The sequence below is a fragment of the Nocardioides humilatus genome (assembly GCF_008373755.1).
Taxonomy (GTDB): domain Bacteria; phylum Actinomycetota; class Actinomycetes; order Propionibacteriales; family Nocardioidaceae; genus Nocardioides; species Nocardioides humilatus.
Genome location: NZ_VUJV01000003.1, coordinates 536,306 through 552,449 on the forward strand (window position 1 = coordinate 536,306; position 16,144 = coordinate 552,449).

Here is a 16,144-nt window from a genome sequence, read left to right on the forward strand (position 1 = left end):
GTTCGTCGGCTACTTGCCGAACGTGACCGATCCGCCCTTGGCGTCGACCGGGACGAGCTCGATCCACACCCGACCGGCAGGGATCTTGAGGTCGCCGTCAGCGGTCGACAGCTCGAGCGCGGAGCCGAGGTCCTTCTTCGACCAGGTGCCTTCGACGACCTGACCGGCGTGGAAGAGCTGCGCCTTGCCCTCGCCCTTGAAGATCGTCTCGGGCACCGGGTTGCCGGCGGGGTCGAGGTAACCAGCGTCGCCGACCTCGACCCGCAGCACGAGCACGCTGTCGGCCGGGAACTCGTCGCCGTCAGCGGCGAACGTGTTCTGGTTGACGTAGGTGCCGTTCTGGAAGGTCCAGTTGGTCGAGTGCGAACCACCGAAGTCGGCCGTGATGGTGCCGGCGGGCTTGCCCTGCGGCAGGTCCTTCTCCGAGCCCCACGGCAGGTAGTCGTCGGGACGCGCGTCCTTGCCGTCCTCAGCCGCCTTGGCGACCTTGCCCATGTCGGTGAAGAGGTTGTACGGCGCCACCCGCGTGCTCTCGCGGTAGAAGCCCGGGCTGCCCTCGTTGAAGATCTTGATCCCGGCCTCGGAGATCCGGTTGATCGTGACCCCCGCGCCACCGCTCGTGACGAGCGCGCCGTCGACGGGCGTGACGATGCCGATGTCGCTGGCCCGCACCGACCGGACCGGACCGACGTCGCCCGGGATCTCGGAGTAGAAGAACGCCGCGAGGCGGGTGATGCCGCCCTCCACGAGCTCCTCGACGACCATGTCGGCCTCGGACAGGCCCTGCTGCGGCGAGCTCGCCTCGGTGTTGTCCATCTTGAGCACGAGGACCGGGTGGTCCAGCGCCGCCGAACCGCCATCGACCTGAAGGCCGGTCAGCGGCCACGTCTGCGGCTCGCTCTTCGTGCCGGTGCTCGACGACTTCTCGTCCGACCCGCTGTCGCTCTTCTTGTCGTCACCCCCGCACGCGGCCAGGCCGAGGCTGAGGGCGGACAGGGTGGCGGTGATGCAGATGAGCTGGCGTGCGCTGCGCACGTCGGACTCCCCTCGTCGTTGGTGAGTAGTGGTCTACTGAATCAGTCGACTTTGCGATGTCCCCAGTGTGCGCCCCTGCGGGCGCGCCGGGCGGGGGTCCCGCCCGGCGTGTCCGTGATCAGGTGCCGAGCGTGATGCCACCGTCGACGTACAACGTCTGACCGGTGATGTAGGACGCCTCGTCGCTCGCGAGGAAGCAGACCGCGGCGGCGATGTCGGCCGGGAAGCCGACCCGCTTGACCGGGTTGGCCTCGGCGTTGAGGCGGCGGAACTCGTCGACGTCGAGCTTGAGCCGGGCCGCGGTGGCGTCGGTCATCTCGGTGGCGATGAAGCCGGGCGCGACGGCGTTGGTGTTGATGCCGAAGGGGCCGAGCTCGATGCCGAGGGTCCGGGTGAGGCCCTGGATGCCCATCTTCGCGGCCGAGTAGTTGGCCTGGCCGCGGTTGCCGAGCGCGGAGATGCTCGAGATATTCACGATCTTGCCGTACTTCTGCTCCACGAAGTGCTTCTGAGCGGCCTTCGTCATGAGGAACGCGCCCTTGAGGTGCACGCCCATGACGAGGTCCCAGTCGTCCTCGGTCATCTTGAAGAGCAGGTTGTCGCGGGTGATGCCCGCGTTGTTGACGAGGATGTGGATCCCGCCGAGCTCGGCGACGACCCGCTCGATGCCCGCCTCGACCGACGCGGAGTCGGAGACGTTGGCCCCGACGCCGATGGCCTTCGCGCCCTCGGTGAGCGGCAGCTTGGCGGCCGCCTCAGCGGCGGCGGACTCGTCGAGGTCGACGATCGCGACCGACGCGCCCTCCTCTGCGAACCGGGTGGCGGTGCCGAACCCGATCCCGCGTGCTGCTCCGGTGATGACGGCGACTCGCCCGTCGAAACGACCCATGACTGTCTCCTGCACGTGTTCGAAAGTCTGCGTGGCCACCGTACCGAGGCCTTCGGCGGTCGCTACGCCAGGGCCTTGCGCACGAGATCGGCGTAGGCGGCCGACTCCCCGTCGCCGTACTTCCGGCGCGGCCAGAAGAAGCCGCGCAGCCCGTCGCCCTTGGTCCGGGGCACCACGTGGCAGTGCAGGTGCGGCACCGACTGGCTGACGATGTTGTTCATCGCGATGAAGCTGCCTTGGGCACCCAGCCCGTCGACCATCGCCGTCGCGAGCCGCTGCGCAGCCCCGAGGAACCCGTCGCGCAGCTCGGCCGGCAGGTCCGGCAGCGTGACGACGTGGGTGCGCGGCACCAGGAGCACGTGCCCCTTGAACACGGGCCGCCGGTCGAGGAAGGCCATGAAGTCCGGCTCGTCGAGCACGATGTCGGCAGGGAGGTCGCCCGCGACGATCGCGCAGAAGACACAGTCCGACATGGAGCGACCCTAGTCCGTCGGTTAGGTTGCGCCGTGCTCAAGATGACCCTTGCTGCCCTGACTCTCGGCCTGGCGCTGGCGGGTTGTTCCGACGAGGGCGAGCCGTCGTCGTCCGCCCCGGAGCCGACGACGGCCGCGCCCGAGCCGGCCGGGCCGTCCGCACGGGCTGCCGTCGACTCCGCGGTCGCGGCGATGGTCCGCAGCGACCTGATCGACTTCACCTACGAGGCCGTCATGGCGAGCCAGCCCATCGTCCGGCTCGAGGGCACGCAGCGGTTGCTGGGCGGCTGGTCGGTGTCGGCGACCTTCGACGACCCGACGACCGCGGGCCCCGACAACCTCGGCCTCGAGGCGCGCTCGGCTCACGGGACCACGTGGATGCAGATGGCGGGATGGCCCGCCCCGATGACCGGCTGCTGGTTGACCATGGGGCCGACTCAGGTCCCCGTCGGGATCACGGGCCTGCTGCCCGACGAGGCGGGTTATGTGTCGATGCTGGCGGGGCTACGAGGCCGCGACTTCGTCGATGGCTCGGACGACCGGGTCGCCGTCGAGCTCCCCTTCCGCTACGCCCAGGCCGTCCTGCCTGGCCGGCTCCTGCAACAGATCGAGATGAGCCGACCGGCGGCGCGGCACGCCGTCGTCGATGCCGAGGTCACCCTCGAGAAGGGCAGGGTGGCGACGATCGAGGTCCACGGCCGCGACGTCGCCGCATCGATCACGAGCGCCGGCGGGACCATGACCGACGACGCCGCCCAGTTCGCCGCCTTCATCGACTTCACCGTCAGCTTCGCGACGTCGCAGAACGGTCAGGTCGCGGGCCCGCCGCCGGTCGACCTCGTCGTCACGGCCGACGAGATGGAGCAGGACGGCTGTCACTGAGGGCCGCAGCTGCCGCGATGCCGACTCCGCTGATCGCGTCGACCAGCCCGGCCTCGTCGAGGTCGAGGTCGCCGGACAGCCACCGGGCGACGACCTCGGTCGTGCCCGAGACGATCAGCAGCGCGACCGTGCGAGCGCGCGGGCCATGGGGCTCGACCCCGATGTCGAAGGCGTGCTCGAGGAGGAGGTCGGCGAAGACGTCGTACGCCGCGATCCGACGTTGCTCGAGAGCCACGTTCCTCGACGACTCGACGTAGAGCCGCGCGGTGCGCGGATCGGCCGATACCGAGGCGACCAGAGCGGCGACCGTGCCGGTGAGCCGTTCGTCGGCGGTCGCGTCCGTGGCGGCGAGCGCGGGGAGGATCGCGATGCGGGCGGACTCGAAGAACACGTCGAGCGCCGCGACCAGCACCTCGTCGCGATCGGTGAAGGTCTCGTAGAAGTACCGCTTCGACAGCCCGGCGCGCGCACAGATCGCCTCGGCGGTGGTCGCCGCGACGCCGACCTCGCCCACCACGTCGAGGCAGGCCTCGAGCAGCTGGGAGCGACGGAGCGTACGGCGCTCCTCAGCGCTCACCCCGCGATAGGGACGGACGGCTTCGGCCACGTCGTACATCTTGACACGTCAGCGTTCCTGATCCATTCTCGAAACAGGAACGCTGACGTTCTTACTTTCTTGTGGAGGTGTCCGATGGGTTGCTGTGTGGCTCTCGCCGCGGTCATCGCGGTGGTCCGTCGCGCGTGGTTCGCGATCGTCCCCGGCGGTGCCGAGGCGCCCGCCTCGTTCGCTCCCCCGGCCCGACGACCGGCGCCGGGCGCGACGGCGCTGGCCGTCGGCCCGCCCACCCCGATCACGGCCCGCGACTCCCACCCGGTCGCAGCGGCGTTCATCGTCGGTGGACTGGCGTGGTTCGCCATCGGGATCATCGGCATGCACGGCTTCGGCTGGTTCCAGTGGGCCGAGGCCTCGCTCCTCACCGACACCGCCTTCCACGTCTCCGGCCTCTGGGCTGCGGCGATCGGCGGCCTCGCGCTGGCGGTGCGCGCATGACCACCCTTGCCACCGACGAGCGCGTCCGACTGCTGCTGCCGACGCCGCAGCGCGCCACGCCTCCGACGACCGCGCGGCGCCAGCGCCGCGCGATCCTGACGTACGGCGCCCTCTGGTCGCTCGGCGCTCTCCTCGGCTTCCTCGACCTGGGCACTCGCTGGACCGCGGCCGGACTCGGCCTCGCCTTCCCGGGCGGCGGGCTCGCCTGGGGCGGGCAACCGGTCCTCGGGGTGGTCGCCGCCTTGACCTTCGTGCTGGCTGTCTTCATCTGGTGGGCGACCGGCCCGACCGTGCTGCCGCCACTCGTCTGGGCCGCGAGCATCGCTCTCGGCGCGCTCCTCGCCGATCCCGGCTCCACGACCACCCAGGTCGCGGTCCTCGCCGTCGGTCCCGCCCTCATCGCCACCGCCCGCCTCACCTACCTGGTCCGCCACACCGGCCAGGTCCGCGCCGGCGCGCGCATCAACGAGCGGCTCGCCGAGGTCGAGTTCGTGATCACCGGCTCCCCCGGGCTCGACGTGCGCGTGCCGGTCACCGAGCACACCGAGGACGACCTCCGCCACCTCCGGTTCGCGCTCGACCTCGCACTCCAGCCGCTGGAGTCCTTCGAGGGCTTCACCCGGATCGACCAGTTCCGCGAGGCGGCGACGCGCTACCAGCTCAACGCGCTGGGCTACGCGCTCGCCATGGCGCAGTTCACCCGCACGCCGGCCTTCACCGGCTACCTCGCCGAGGGGCAGCGCAACGCCATCGAGAAGATGCTCGACCGCCGCACCTGGGGCTACTGGGCGATCGAGAACGCCTGGGGCAACCTCCGCTTCGACCGCGACCCGGTCGACAACAGCGAGAACATCATGCTGACCGGCTTCCACGGCCTGATGATCGGCATGTACGGCACCCTCAACGACGACCGCTACGCCCAGCCCGGCGCCGTCACCTACCGCTGGTCGGACCGCGCCGACTACGCCCACGACTTCGGCACGATGGCCGCCGCGCTGCACCGCAACGTGCAGGGCTCCCCCTTCGCACTCTTCCCCTGCGAGCCCAACTGGATCTACACCGTCTGCAACACGTTCGGCATGAACGCGATGCTCAGCCACGACCGGCTGCACGGCACCGACTACTTCGCCGACGTCGAGGGCCGGCTCCGGGAGTCCTACGAGACCGAGTTCCTCCGTCCGGACGGGCGGATCGTCGGCGTACGCAGCAGCCACCTCGGGCTCTCCTGGAACTTCTGGTCGGGTCCGGCGGTCCAGATCACCACGTCCTACTGGCTGCACGCGGCGCTCCCCGACGTCGCGCGCCGCACCTGGTGGCTGCTGCGCGAGCGCGAGCTCCTCCACGAGGACGGCCGCACGACCACCCGCCCGGGCGTCTCGGCGCGACTCGACCCCGGCAGCTATCAGCTCGGCACCGACACCTACAGCAAGGTCGTCACGCTGATGGCCGCGCGCGAGCACGGCGACGAAGAGCTCGCCAGCGCGATCCAGCGCGACCTCGACCAGGGCGACGTCGCCGAGGCCGACGGCGCGCGCCGCTACTCCGACGGCTCCACCTTCACCAACCTCTATGCCGCCCTCGGCCGGTTCGGTCGCCACAGCGCGCTGCGCGACCTGGTCGTCTTCGGCGCCCCCGATGCGTGGCGGGAGGGCCCGGTGCTGGCAGAGGTCGCCTACCCCGACGTACTCGTCGCCAAGGCCGTCACCGACGGCCGCGCCCTCGACCTGGTGCTGCGCCCCGGCGCCGGACCGGTGCGCACGGCGATCCTGGTCGAGCGCCTCCGGCCCGGCCAGGAGTACGGCGTCACCGGCGCCGCCCAGCAGAGCATCGTCGCCCGCCCCGACGGCTCGGCCGTCATCGAGATCGACCTCGGAGGACGCCTTGAGCTCCGCATCGCCCCACGCTGAATCATCCCGCGCTGACCATCCTGAGCGGCGCCTGATGTCCGGCGCGCAGATCGCGCGCCGCATCGAGCAGCTCGACCCGGTCCGCGACAACGAGGAGATCGCGCACCTCAGCGTCGAGGTGCAATACGGCGACGCGCTCTTCGTGCACGCCGCCTACCTGGTCGCGTTCACCCGTCAGGTCGCGGTGCCGTCGATCTCCCGCATCGTCTACCGCACCGGCACCGGCGACCTGATGAAGAACGTGCGCCGGCGCAACGACCACACGCTCGTCTTCTTCGGCGAGATGCTGCGGCACGGGCACAGCAGCGAACGCGGCCGTGCTGCGATCGACCGGATGGAGCAGATCCACTCCCGCTTCGGGATCACCGACGACGACAAGCTCTACACGCTCGGCTCGCTGGCCTTCGAGGGCAACCGGATCCTCGGCCTGCTCGGCCGCCCTCGCTTCACCGACAACGAGCTCCAGGGTCTCTTCCACTTCTGGCGCGGCGTCGGCGAGCGGATGGGGCTGGCTGTCCCCGAGACGCGCGAGGCGTTCCTGCAGTGGGTGCTCGACTACGAAGCCGCCCACTACGGCTACACCGAGGGCGGCCGCGCCCTCGTCGACCAGCTCTTCGCCGACTGGCGCGAGCGATGGTTCCCAGGTCCGCTGCGACGCTTCGCCGACCCCGTGCTGCTCACCCTGCTCGACGACCGGCTCCGCGCCGCCCACCGGTTGCCGGACCCGCCTGCCGCGGCCGTGCGACTCACGCCGGCGGTCGTCGGCGGCTACCTGGGCCTCCAAGCCGCTCGCCCCCACCGCCCGTCACGGTCGTGGACCGACCACTTCGGACAGGGTGCCGAGATCCCGGTCGGCCTGGCGTCGTACGGGCACCAGGGCCCTACGCCTCGGGAAGAGGCTCCACAGCACCAACACGCAACACCTTGACCTCGAGCTCGTCGATCACGAGCTTGGTGATCTCGGCTTCGCCGATGCCCAGCTTGCCGATCGCGAGGGCACCGATGGCGCCGGCTCCGATCGCGACCGCACCGAGTGCGGCGGCGCCGATGGCCTGGGCGCCGTAGGCCGACGCGAGGGTCGTGATCGCTCCCCTGATGCGCGGGATCAGGTCGACGGAAGGCTCCATGGCGCGGATCGTGTCACACCTTCAGATCAAGGAGTTGGGCTCGAACCGCGGCTGCGGATCGGGGTCGTCGCGGCTCGGCCGGACGAACTCGAATCCGCCGGTCCGCACCACGAACTGGTCGGGGCCGGCGATGGCCGACGCACAGGTCGCGTGGAGCGGCGGCAGGTGGAAAGCGTTGCGCGCGAGCTCGTCGGCGTCACCGACGAACACGATCGGCCGGCCCAGGCTCTCCCCGCACACCCCACACACCCGTGCGAGCGCGCACCGCACCACCATCCGGCGATCGAGCTCGCCGTCCTTCCACGCAAATCCGACGGTCATCTGATCAGGCATCGGCTCAGGCCGGCGACCGCTCCGTGCGTGACCAGGCACCGAGCTCGCGCCGCCGTTCCTGCCGGTCCTCCTGCAACTTGCGGCCGTGCCCGATGGTGACCTCCGGCCCGGTCGGCGGCCGGTCGTCCTGGGTGAACTTGTTGGGCAGCGACAACTTCATGACCGTGCGGAGCACCTGGCCGTACTGCCGGTGCAGCGGCCCGCTGGTGTAGGGAATGCCGTACCTCTCGCACAACGCCCGCACCTCCGGGGAGATCTCGGCGTAGTGGTTGCTGACCAGGTCGGGGAACAGGTGGTGCTCGATCTGGTAGCCGAGGTTGCCGCTCATGATGTGCAGCAGCTTGCCGCCCTCGAAGTTGGCGGTGCCGAGGATCTGTCGCAGGTACCACTCCGCACGGGTCTCCTCGTCGAGCTCCTCCTCGGTGAAGTGCAGCGCACCGTCGGGGAAGTGCCCGCAGAAGATGATCATGTAGGCCCACAGGTTGCGCATGAAGTTGGCAGTGGCGTTGGCCTTGATCGTCGACTTCCACTGCTTGCCGCTCAGCGCCGGGTAGAGGACGTAGTCCTTGAAGGCCTGGTTGCGGCCCTTCAGCCCGATCTGCTTGAGCTGCCGCTTCATCTCCTTGGGGTCCTTCTTGCCCTTGCGGATCGCCTCGAGGTCGAGGTCGTGCAGGGCCACTCCCCACTGGAAGAGTCCTGCCAGCAGCGCGTTGAAGACGGGCTGGCCCAAGTAGACCGGGTGCCACTTCTGCTCGCGCGCCATCCGGAGGACGCCGTAGCCGATGTCGTTGTCGACGCCGAGCACGTTGGTGAACTGGTGATGGATGTAGTTGTGGCTGTGCTTCCACTGCTCGGCTGGCTGGGCGGTGTCCCACTCCCACGACGAGGAGTGGATCTCCGGGTCGTTCATCCAGTCCCACTGGCCGTGCATGACGTTGTGGCCGATCTCCATGTTCTCCAAGATCTTGGCGAACCCTAGGGTCGCCGCACTGGCGGCGACGATCGGGCGCCGAGCCTTCGCGTCGAGCGGCGCACTGACGATCATTCCGATTCGGGCCGCGGCTGCCATCCAGCGTTGGGTCTTGATCACCCGCCGGATGTAGGCGGCATCCTTCTCGCCGCGCGCACGTTCGACGCGTTCGCGGATCGCGTCGAACTCACGTCCGATCTCCTCCACGTCCTCGGGGGTGAGGTGTAGGTACTCGGCGACGTCAGCGATGGCCATTCAGGGCTCCTGATCAGATGTCGAGGACGCAAGCGCCCACGGGTACGGTCACGCAGGTCTGCACCTGCTCGTTGGGCTGGTCGTAGTCGTCGCCACTGCGCAGGTCGCGCACGGTGCCGGAGATCTTCGTGACGGTGCAGGTGTGGCAGATGCCGACCCGGCAGCCGTAGGGCATCCCCACGCCGGCCTGCTCCCCCGCCTCCAGGACGGTGGTGGCGCCGTCGACCTCGATCTCCTTCAGGGAGTTCTGGAAGCTGACCGTCCCACCCTCGCCACCGTCGCCACCGAGCTGGAGCGAGAAGCGCTCGAGGTGCAGGCGGTCCTCGAGGTCGGCGGCCTTCCAGTGGCCGTCGATGGCGTCGAGCATCGGCGCGGGGCCACAGGCCCAGGTCTCACGCTTGCGCCAGTCGGGTACGACGGCGTCGAGCTGCGCGAGCTCGAAGATCCCCTGCTCGTCGGAGAACCACTGGTGCACGGTGAGCGACGGGTGCTTCTCATGCAGCGTGACCAGCTCGTCGCGAAAGATCATCCGCTCCGGCGTCGTGGAGGCGTAGTGGACGACGACGTCGCTCATGGTGCCGCGGCGATCCAGGGTGCGCAGCATGGCCATCACGGGAGTGATGCCGCTGCCACCGACGAGGAAGAGCGACTTGGCGGGCGGCGGGTCGGGCAGCACGAAGTCGCCGCTCGGGGTGGCGAGGCGGACGATCGTGCCGGGCTCGAGCCCGTTGACCAGGTGCGAGGACAAGAAGCCCTCGGGCATCGCCCGCACGGTGATCGACAGGGTGCGGCCGGACTTCTTCGGCGGCGAGCTGACGGAGTAGGACCGCCAGTGGAACCTGCCGTCGATCTGCACGCCGATGCCGACGAACTGCCCAGGGCGGTGGTCGTAGTGCCACCCCCAACCCGGCCGGATCACGAGCGTCGCGGCGTCGTCGGTCTCCGGGATCACCTGCTCCACACGGCCGCGCAGCTCACGCGAGCTCCACAGCGGATTGAGCAGCGTGAGGTAGTCGTCGGGGAGCAGCGGTGTCGTCAGCTTGTCCGCCGTCTTGCGGATCCGCTCCCACGACAACGCCCGTTCAGATGTGACCCCCGCCATAGGTTCAGTGAACAAGCGTGCACCCGTCGGAGTCAAGGCCGAGTCCAAAATCCCTTCGATATAGTTGCGGCCTACCGGCGATCCGGGCTCAGCACGCCGACTGACAACCCAGGACGTATTCATGACCCGGTCGCTTCTCTGCCGCGCGTTGGTGGTCACCACTGCGGCGGGCTCGCTGATCACCCCGGCGGCACAGGCCGCCCAGCCCGCGCAGGCCGCCCCTCAGCGCGTGGTCCTGCCGGTGCTCACGATCGGCGACACGGCCGTCGTCGAGGGCTCGACGGGCGCTCGCACCGCGCGCTTCACCGTCACGCTGTCCGCGACGAGCGCGACCCAGGTCACGGCGCACTACGCCACCCTCGACGGCACCGCGACGACGGGCGGAGCGGACTACACGGCCGCGAGCGGCACAGTCACGATCCCGGCCGGAGCGCTCTCGGCAACGGTCAACGTCAACGTCCGGGGCGACACGACCACCGAGCCGGCCGAGTCCTACCGGGTCCGGCTGACCGCGCCGTCCGGCGCCACCGTCGGCCGCGCCAGCGGCACCGGCCGGATCGTCAACGACGACCCGCCGCTGACCGGCTTGCGGGTTGCGGCCGGCGACGCCTCGATTACCGAGGGCAACGGCGGCAGCCGCAACGCGACGGTGTCGGTGACCCTGTCCTCCCCCGCCCCGGCCGCTCTCACGGTCGACTGGTCCACCATCGCCGGTACGGCGACCGCGGCCACCGACTTCACCACGCGCAGCGGACGCCTGAGCTTCGCGACGGGAGCGACGACGGCGTACGTCACCGTGCCGGTCCTCGGCGACACCCAGTTCGAACCCACCGAGACGGTGGCGGTCAAGCTCGCGACGCCCACCGGCGGGGCGCGCATCGCGCGCGCCGGCACCATCTCGATCACCAACGACGACGCCGAGCCGCCGGTCTCGCCGGTCGGCAAGCTGTCGGCGGGCACTCTCCACACGTGCGCCGTCGTCGCCGGCGGCGCGGTCAAGTGCTGGGGCTTCAACACCGACGGCCAGCTCGGCAACGGCACCTACAACACGGCGTACGCACCGACGACGGTCACGGGACTGACCGGCGCGACCGCTGTCGCCGCCGGGCACGGCCACACCTGCGCCCTGATGTCCGACACCACGGTGAAGTGCTGGGGCATCAACGAGAACCTCGAGCTCGGGCTCGGCATCGACACCCAGACCGAGCGCGCGACCGACCGGCTCAGCCCGGTCGCGGTGCCCGGCCTCACTGGCGTCGTGTCGATCGACGCCGGTAGTCACCACACCTGCGCCATCGTCACCGGCGGCACCGTGAAGTGCTGGGGCGAGGGCTACGGCGGACGCCTCGGCAACGGCGGCTCCGGCGACATCGCGAGCCCGACCACCGTAGCCGGCTGGGCTGGTGCCGTACAGATCTCGGCGGGCCGCGAGCACACCTGCGCCCGCTGGGCCGACGGCACCGTGAAGTGCTCCGGCTACAACTTCAACGGCGAGCTCGGCGACGGCAGCCGGACCGATCGCATGACCCCGGTCTCGGTCACGGGCATCACCGGGGCGTCCTCGGTCGTCACCGGCTACTTCCACACGTGCGTGATCGTCTCCGGGGCGCCGCGCTGCTTCGGCTACAACTTCGAGGGCGCGTTGGGCGACGGCACCCAGGAGATGCGGCTGACGCCCGTCCCGATGACCGGGGTGACCAGTGCCGCCAACATCTCGCTCGGCCAGGACCACACCTGCGTGACGCTCACCTCGGGCGCCGCCCGCTGTGTCGGGTTCAACGGTTTCGAGGGCCGCTTGGGCAACAACGACACCGTTGACACCCTCACGACGGTCCCGGTCTCCGAGCTCAGCGGCGGCACCGTGATCGAGTCCGGGACCTATCACACGTGCGCGGTCGTGACCGGCAACGCGGTGAAGTGCTGGGGGGCCGACGCGGCCGGCCAGCTCGGCAACGGCACCGGCGCCGGGACGCTGAAGCCGGTGACGGTCACCGGAGTCACCATCGGCTAGGCGCCTTCGCCTCGCACCCACCGTCGGTCGCTCACGCCTTCTTGACGAACTCGGACTTGAGCTGCATCGGCCCGATCCCATCGATCTTGCAGTCGATGTCGTGTCCACCGAAGCCGTTGGCGATCCGGATGTTGCGGACCTTCGTGCCGACCTTGACGACCAGCGACGACCCCTTGACCTTGAGGTCCTTGATCACCGTAACCGTGTCACCGTCGACGAGTGGCGTTCCGAAAGCGTCGGTCGTCCCCACGGGCATGGGGACGTCGGACGGGTCCGCTGGCGTCCACTCGTGGGCACACATCGGACACACGAGCAGGTGGCCCTGCTGATAGGTGTAGGGCTCGCCGCACTCCGGACAGGGCGGCAGGCTGCTGTGGTCGTCCTCGGTCATCCGACCTCTCCTCGAACCGACACACGACGCATGAGCGCGCTGTCGAGAAGGCCCGTGACGTGGTCGACCTTGCCGGTCCCGTCGATCTCCTCGACAAGCCCGCGCGTTGCATAGAGCGCGATCAGCGGCGCGGTCTGCTCGGCGTAGATCGCGAGGCGCCGACGGATCACGTCCTCGGTATCGTCCGCACGGCCCTCGGCAAGGGCACGGTTGAGCATGCGCTCGATGAGCTGCTCGGCATCGGCGTTCAGCACGACGACCGCGTCGATCCGGGCAGCCTGGTCGGCGAGCATCGAGTCGAGCTCGCCCACTTGAGCCAGCGTGCGCGGGTAGCCGTCGAGGATGAAGCCGCGCTCGCAGTCCGGCCGGGAGAGCCGATCGCGCACCATGGCATCGGTGATGTGGTCGGGCACGTACTCCCCGGCGTCCATGTAGGCCTTGGCGCTCAGGCCGAGTGGCGTGCCAGCAGCGACCTTGGCGCGGAAGATGTCGCCGGTCGAGATCGTCGGCACGCCGTACGCCTCAGCGATTCGGGTCGCCTGGGTGCCTTTTCCGGACCCGGGTGGGCCCATGAGGATCAATCGCAACGTCGTGGTTCCTTTCACTTCTTCATTTGTCCGAGGAATCGTGAGCCGACGACGATGGCGGCGGGACGAGGTCTGCGGGGTCGTGCACGACTCGAGCAGCGTGGACCCTGGCGTGGGCGATCGCGGCGGGCGTCGAGGGAAACAGGTGGTTCTCGTGGGCGAGCCGCCCGTACACCCCGAGGTGGGTCAGCACGGTCGCGTGCTCGGGACGTACGCCGGACAGGAGCACCGTGATGCCCCGGCGCTCGAGCTGGGTGATCGTGTCGGCCAGCACCTGTGCGCCCGTCGCGTCGATGGTCGTGATCCGCGACATCCGCAGGACCACGACCCGGGTGCTGCTCACCTCGGCCAACTCGAGGAGGAAGTCGTGCGCCGCCGCGAAGAAGAGAGGACCGTCGAGCCGGTAGGCGACGATGTGTTCGTCGAGCAATCGGTGCTCTTCGATCCAGTGATCGGTCTCGTCGAGCGGCACCTCGTCCAGTCGCGCGGTCTTCGCCGTCTCCCGTAGCGCGACGAATCCCGCGACGACGAGGCCCAGGATGACCGCCGTGACCAGATCGGCCGCCACGGTCGCGACTGCGGTGATCACGAGGACCGCGGCGTCGCCCCGGGTGGCGCGGAGCAACGAAGCCAAGCTCGAGACCCTCACCATGTGGACGGCGGTCGCGATGAGGACCCCGGCGAGTGCGGCGAGCGGGATCTGTTCGACCAACGCCGCCGCGAACAAGACGATGGCAAGCAGGATCACGGCATGGGTGAGCGCGCTGAGACGTGACGCGGCTCCGGCTCGCACGTTGACGGCCGTGCGAGCGATGGCGGCAGTCGCGGGGATCCCGCCGAACAGCGGGGCGGCCAGGTTGGCGATGCCCTGTCCAACCAGTTCCCGATCGGGGTCGTGGCGACGGCCGACGCTCATCGCATCAGCAACCGTGGCCGAGAGCAGGCTCTCCAACGCCGCGAGCGTCGCGACCGCGACGGCCGGGAGCAACAAGGTGTCGAGCTCCGCCAGCGGGAAGTGCGGCAGTTCTGGCGCCGGCAGACCTGACGGAATCGAGCCGATGCGAGCGATGTCCAGATCGAGTGCCACCGTCAGACCCGTGGCACCTGCAACAGCGAACACAGACCACGGCAGCTGCGGGCGGTAGCGGCTGGCCACCACCATCACGGTTGCGACGCCTGCGGCCAGTGCGAGGGACGCCCAGGTCGGTGACGAGAACCATGCCCCGACCGCTCGCACTGCGAGCACCAACACCCTGTCCGCCCGCACCTCGACGCCCAGGGCTGTCGGGAGCTGCTGCAGCCCGATAATGATCGCGATGCCGAGGGTGAAACCCTCGACGACGGGCACCGGAACGTAGCGGATGAACCGCCCGGCACCGGCGAACCCGAGGCAGAGCAGGATCATCCCGGCGAGTAGCCCGACCACGAGGACCCCGTCCGCGCCGTGCGCCGCCACGATCGGCACGAGCACGACCGTCATCGCACCTGTCGGACCGCTGACCTGCACCCGGCTGCCACCGAACACCGTCGCCAACGCTCCAGCAACGATCGCCGTGATCAACCCGGCGCCGGCACCCAGCCCCGAGCTGACGCCGAAGCCCAGCGCCAGCGGGAGCGCCACCAGGCCGACAGTCACTCCTGCCGGCAAGTCGCGGCGCAGCCGAGCATGTGCCCAGTCCGAGCGGCGGGGCATCAGCGCCCCGACCCTCGACAGCGTCACGTCGATGCAGGAGCCGGTGTCGCCGACTCGTCGTAGACGTGGATCAGCTCGGTCAAGATCCGGCGAGCAGCGAGGAGGAGATCGCGGACTTCCGGTGCGCTCACTGAGTAGAGGACCTCACCGCCCTCGCGACGCGAGACCACCATGGAGGTACGACGCAGCACAGCGAGCTGCTGAGACAGGCTGCTCGGCTCGACGGCGATCTGGTCAAGCAGCTCGTGCACGGCATGGTCGCGCTCGCAGAGGAGCTCCAGGATCCGGATACGCGCCGGGTGGCCGAGAGTCTTGAAGAACTCGGCCTTTGCCTGGTACAGCGGAACGCCCACTCGCCCACTATTCCACGAGTTGCATACATCTTCAACTCGTGGAATACGGACAGCGAAAATGTGCGAGGACCGGACCCCTAGGGGTCCGGTCCTCTGAGTTCTCAAGGGGAGATCACGCAGTGGAGCTGCGGGGAATCGAACCCCGGTCCTCGAGCGCCGAACCAGGTCTTCTCCGGGTGCAGTCAGTGCTGTCGTTTTATCGGCCCCGGCGCTCGCACTGACACGTCGCCGACAGGCCTATTCGGGAAAAAGTCCCGGCCGACTCTCCCGACGGGAGTCTGGCCAGCGAGTCTCCTAGACGACGCCAGATTCAGGGACGGAGACGGATGCCCTGACTGACGCTTCGATCACCGCTCAGGCGGCGAGAGCGAAGGACTGCTTGTTGTTGGCAGTTATTAGTTTCCAGCGATCGTTTACGAGATGACGCTGGCTCCTCGACCCGCTTCCCCTGGAACTAACGTCCCAAGTCGAAACCGATCAGCCCCTCTTGAGTTGTGACCCCAGTCTACGGACGAGACCGACACAACCGCGAACCGGTTACGCAAGCGGTGGATCAGGTGCGGCCCTTGAGCCGACGGCCGAGCTCCTGCTGCTTCTCGCGATCCCAGTCCCGATCCGCGATCGCCTGGCGCTTGTCCCACGACTTCTTGCCCCTGGCGAGGCCGATCTCGACCTTGGCACGGCCCTTGATGAAGTAGAGCGAGAGCGGGATGACCGTCTGGCCCTTCTCGCTCACCTTGCGCTCGATCTTCTCGATCTCGGCCTTGTGGAGCAGGAGCTTGCGCTTGCGGGTCGCGGAGTGGTTGGTCCAGGTGCCGTTGACGTACTGCGGGATGTTGACCCCGTGCAGCCAGGCTTCGCCGCCTTCGATGTCGATGAAGCCGTCGACGAGGTTGGCACGGCCCATCCGCAGCGACTTCACCTCGGTGCCCTGCAGGACCATCCCGGCCTCGAAGGTCGTCTCGATGTGGTAGTCGTGGCGCGCCTTCTTGTTGGACGCGACGAGCTTGCGCTCCTCGGTGTCCGGTTTCGCCGGCGACTTCCCCTGCTTGGCCATCCCACCATTGTCCCAGGAAGGGGCAATG

General features: G+C 69.3%; 18 protein-coding genes and 1 other RNA gene. 5 read left to right on the forward strand and 14 right to left on the reverse strand.

Annotation, left to right across the window (positions count from 1 at the left end; translation table 11 throughout):
• Nucleotides 1-9: 9 nt before the first annotated feature.
• The 3 genes from F0U44_RS10415 to F0U44_RS10425 form a co-directional block, all read right to left on the reverse strand.
• Nucleotides 10-1,035 carry a DUF3048 domain-containing protein gene (locus F0U44_RS10415; protein ID WP_149728222.1) on the reverse strand — a complete coding sequence of 342 codons (1,026 nt, stop codon included), beginning with the start codon at nucleotides 1,033-1,035 and terminating at the stop codon, nucleotides 10-12.
• Between the two features lie 118 nt (nucleotides 1,036-1,153).
• Nucleotides 1,154-1,924 (reverse strand): SDR family NAD(P)-dependent oxidoreductase, encoded by a 771-nt coding sequence (locus tag F0U44_RS10420; protein ID WP_149728223.1) that lies wholly within the window; start codon nucleotides 1,922-1,924, stop codon nucleotides 1,154-1,156.
• A 62-nt stretch (nucleotides 1,925-1,986) separates the two neighbouring features.
• Complete coding sequence (locus F0U44_RS10425) at nucleotides 1,987-2,397, reverse strand: HIT family protein (protein WP_149728224.1); 411 nt, start codon at nucleotides 2,395-2,397, stop codon at nucleotides 1,987-1,989.
• A 33-nt stretch (nucleotides 2,398-2,430) separates the two neighbouring features.
• Between F0U44_RS10425 and F0U44_RS10430 the strand changes: the two genes are divergently transcribed.
• Nucleotides 2,431-3,279 carry a hypothetical protein gene (locus F0U44_RS10430; protein WP_149728225.1) on the forward strand — a complete coding sequence of 283 codons (849 nt, stop codon included), beginning with the start codon at nucleotides 2,431-2,433 and terminating at the stop codon, nucleotides 3,277-3,279.
• Here F0U44_RS10430 and F0U44_RS10435 read toward each other — a convergent pair.
• Complete coding sequence (locus tag F0U44_RS10435) at nucleotides 3,242-3,886, reverse strand: TetR/AcrR family transcriptional regulator (protein WP_188113419.1); 645 nt, start codon at nucleotides 3,884-3,886, stop codon at nucleotides 3,242-3,244. The two genes, F0U44_RS10430 and F0U44_RS10435, sit on opposite strands and share 38 nt — an antisense overlap.
• Before the next feature lie 96 nt (nucleotides 3,887-3,982).
• Between F0U44_RS10435 and F0U44_RS10440 the strand changes: the two genes are divergently transcribed.
• Genes F0U44_RS10440 through F0U44_RS10445 form a run of 3 tightly spaced genes read left to right on the forward strand, consistent with a single transcriptional unit; the run spans nucleotide 3,983 to nucleotide 7,165 of the window.
• Complete coding sequence (locus tag F0U44_RS10440) at nucleotides 3,983-4,330, forward strand: hypothetical protein (protein ID WP_149728227.1); 348 nt, start codon at nucleotides 3,983-3,985, stop codon at nucleotides 4,328-4,330.
• Nucleotides 4,327-6,237, forward strand: coding sequence for a linalool dehydratase/isomerase domain-containing protein (locus F0U44_RS22990; protein ID WP_188113420.1), 1,911 nt, complete (start codon nucleotides 4,327-4,329; stop codon nucleotides 6,235-6,237). The genes F0U44_RS10440 and F0U44_RS22990 overlap by 4 nt, the downstream gene beginning before the upstream one ends.
• Before the next feature lie 34 nt (nucleotides 6,238-6,271).
• Nucleotides 6,272-7,165: an oxygenase MpaB family protein gene (locus F0U44_RS10445; protein WP_188113421.1), complete on the forward strand. Its 894-nt coding sequence runs from the start codon at nucleotides 6,272-6,274 to the stop codon at nucleotides 7,163-7,165.
• Here the strand turns inward: F0U44_RS10445 and F0U44_RS10450 are convergent.
• Genes F0U44_RS10450 through F0U44_RS10465 form a run of 4 tightly spaced genes read right to left on the reverse strand, consistent with a single transcriptional unit; the run spans nucleotide 7,119 to nucleotide 10,024 of the window.
• Entirely contained in the window at nucleotides 7,119-7,364 is a 246-nt protein-coding gene (locus tag F0U44_RS10450; protein WP_149728229.1) for a hypothetical protein, read from the reverse strand. The genes F0U44_RS10445 and F0U44_RS10450 overlap by 47 nt on opposite strands.
• 21 nt (nucleotides 7,365-7,385) lie before the next feature.
• Nucleotides 7,386-7,697: a hypothetical protein gene (locus tag F0U44_RS10455; RefSeq protein WP_149728230.1), complete on the reverse strand. Its 312-nt coding sequence runs from the start codon at nucleotides 7,695-7,697 to the stop codon at nucleotides 7,386-7,388.
• A 4-nt stretch (nucleotides 7,698-7,701) separates the two neighbouring features.
• The gene (locus F0U44_RS10460) at nucleotides 7,702-8,922 is read right to left on the reverse strand and encodes a fatty acid desaturase family protein (RefSeq protein WP_149728231.1); all 1,221 of its coding nucleotides are present in this window, start codon (nucleotides 8,920-8,922) and stop codon (nucleotides 7,702-7,704) included.
• 13 nt (nucleotides 8,923-8,935) lie between these two features.
• On the reverse strand, nucleotides 8,936-10,024 hold the full coding sequence (locus tag F0U44_RS10465; RefSeq protein WP_149728232.1) for a ferredoxin reductase: 1,089 nt from the start codon (nucleotides 10,022-10,024) through the stop codon (nucleotides 8,936-8,938).
• A gap of 121 nt (nucleotides 10,025-10,145) precedes the next feature.
• Between F0U44_RS10465 and F0U44_RS10470 the strand changes: the two genes are divergently transcribed.
• On the forward strand, nucleotides 10,146-12,035 hold the full coding sequence (locus F0U44_RS10470; RefSeq protein WP_149728233.1) for a Calx-beta domain-containing protein: 1,890 nt from the start codon (nucleotides 10,146-10,148) through the stop codon (nucleotides 12,033-12,035).
• Between the two features lie 31 nt (nucleotides 12,036-12,066).
• Here the strand turns inward: F0U44_RS10470 and F0U44_RS10475 are convergent, their stop codons facing one another.
• The 6 genes from F0U44_RS10475 to smpB form a co-directional block, all read right to left on the reverse strand.
• On the reverse strand, nucleotides 12,067-12,426 hold the full coding sequence (locus F0U44_RS10475) for a zinc ribbon domain-containing protein YjdM (protein ID WP_149728234.1): 360 nt from the start codon (nucleotides 12,424-12,426) through the stop codon (nucleotides 12,067-12,069).
• The gene (locus F0U44_RS10480; protein ID WP_223163640.1) at nucleotides 12,423-13,013 is read right to left on the reverse strand and encodes an adenylate kinase; all 591 of its coding nucleotides are present in this window, start codon (nucleotides 13,011-13,013) and stop codon (nucleotides 12,423-12,425) included. Before F0U44_RS10480 ends, F0U44_RS10475 begins: the two co-directional genes overlap by 4 nt.
• A 22-nt stretch (nucleotides 13,014-13,035) precedes the next feature.
• Nucleotides 13,036-14,706, reverse strand: coding sequence for a SulP family inorganic anion transporter (locus tag F0U44_RS10485; RefSeq protein WP_149728236.1), 1,671 nt, complete (start codon nucleotides 14,704-14,706; stop codon nucleotides 13,036-13,038).
• A 23-nt stretch (nucleotides 14,707-14,729) separates the two neighbouring features.
• Nucleotides 14,730-15,059, reverse strand: coding sequence for an ArsR/SmtB family transcription factor (locus F0U44_RS10490; RefSeq protein ID WP_149728237.1), 330 nt, complete (start codon nucleotides 15,057-15,059; stop codon nucleotides 14,730-14,732).
• 117 nt (nucleotides 15,060-15,176) lie between these two features.
• Nucleotides 15,177-15,544, reverse strand: a transfer-messenger RNA (tmRNA) gene (ssrA, locus tag F0U44_RS10495).
• 68 nt (nucleotides 15,545-15,612) lie between these two features.
• Complete coding sequence (smpB, locus tag F0U44_RS10500) at nucleotides 15,613-16,116, reverse strand: SsrA-binding protein SmpB (RefSeq protein WP_149728238.1); 504 nt, start codon at nucleotides 16,114-16,116, stop codon at nucleotides 15,613-15,615.
• Nucleotides 16,117-16,144 lie beyond the last annotated feature (28 nt).

Bases quoted from the DNA above. Each gene is read 5' to 3' on its own strand.
- F0U44_RS10420 (WP_149728223.1), bottom strand. From the start codon at position 1,924: ATGGGTCGTTTCGACGGGCGAGTCGCCGTCATCACCGGAGCAGCACGC.
- F0U44_RS10425 (WP_149728224.1), bottom strand. From the start codon at position 2,397: ATGTCGGACTGTGTCTTCTGCGCGATCGTCGCGGGCGACCTCCCTGCC.
- F0U44_RS22990 (WP_188113420.1), top strand. From the start codon at position 4,327: ATGACCACCCTTGCCACCGACGAGCGCGTCCGACTGCTGCTGCCGACG.
- F0U44_RS10445 (WP_188113421.1), top strand. From the start codon at position 6,272: ATGTCCGGCGCGCAGATCGCGCGCCGCATCGAGCAGCTCGACCCGGTC.
- F0U44_RS10450 (WP_149728229.1), bottom strand. From the start codon at position 7,364: ATGGAGCCTTCCGTCGACCTGATCCCGCGCATCAGGGGAGCGATCACG.
- F0U44_RS10455 (WP_149728230.1), bottom strand. From the start codon at position 7,697: ATGCCTGATCAGATGACCGTCGGATTTGCGTGGAAGGACGGCGAGCTC.
- F0U44_RS10460 (WP_149728231.1), bottom strand. From the start codon at position 8,922: ATGGCCATCGCTGACGTCGCCGAGTACCTACACCTCACCCCCGAGGAC.
- F0U44_RS10465 (WP_149728232.1), bottom strand. From the start codon at position 10,024: ATGGCGGGGGTCACATCTGAACGGGCGTTGTCGTGGGAGCGGATCCGC.
- F0U44_RS10470 (WP_149728233.1), top strand. From the start codon at position 10,146: ATGACCCGGTCGCTTCTCTGCCGCGCGTTGGTGGTCACCACTGCGGCG.
- F0U44_RS10475 (WP_149728234.1), bottom strand. From the start codon at position 12,426: ATGACCGAGGACGACCACAGCAGCCTGCCGCCCTGTCCGGAGTGCGGC.
- F0U44_RS10485 (WP_149728236.1), bottom strand. From the start codon at position 14,706: ATGCCCCGCCGCTCGGACTGGGCACATGCTCGGCTGCGCCGCGACTTG.
- smpB (WP_149728238.1), bottom strand. From the start codon at position 16,116: ATGGCCAAGCAGGGGAAGTCGCCGGCGAAACCGGACACCGAGGAGCGC.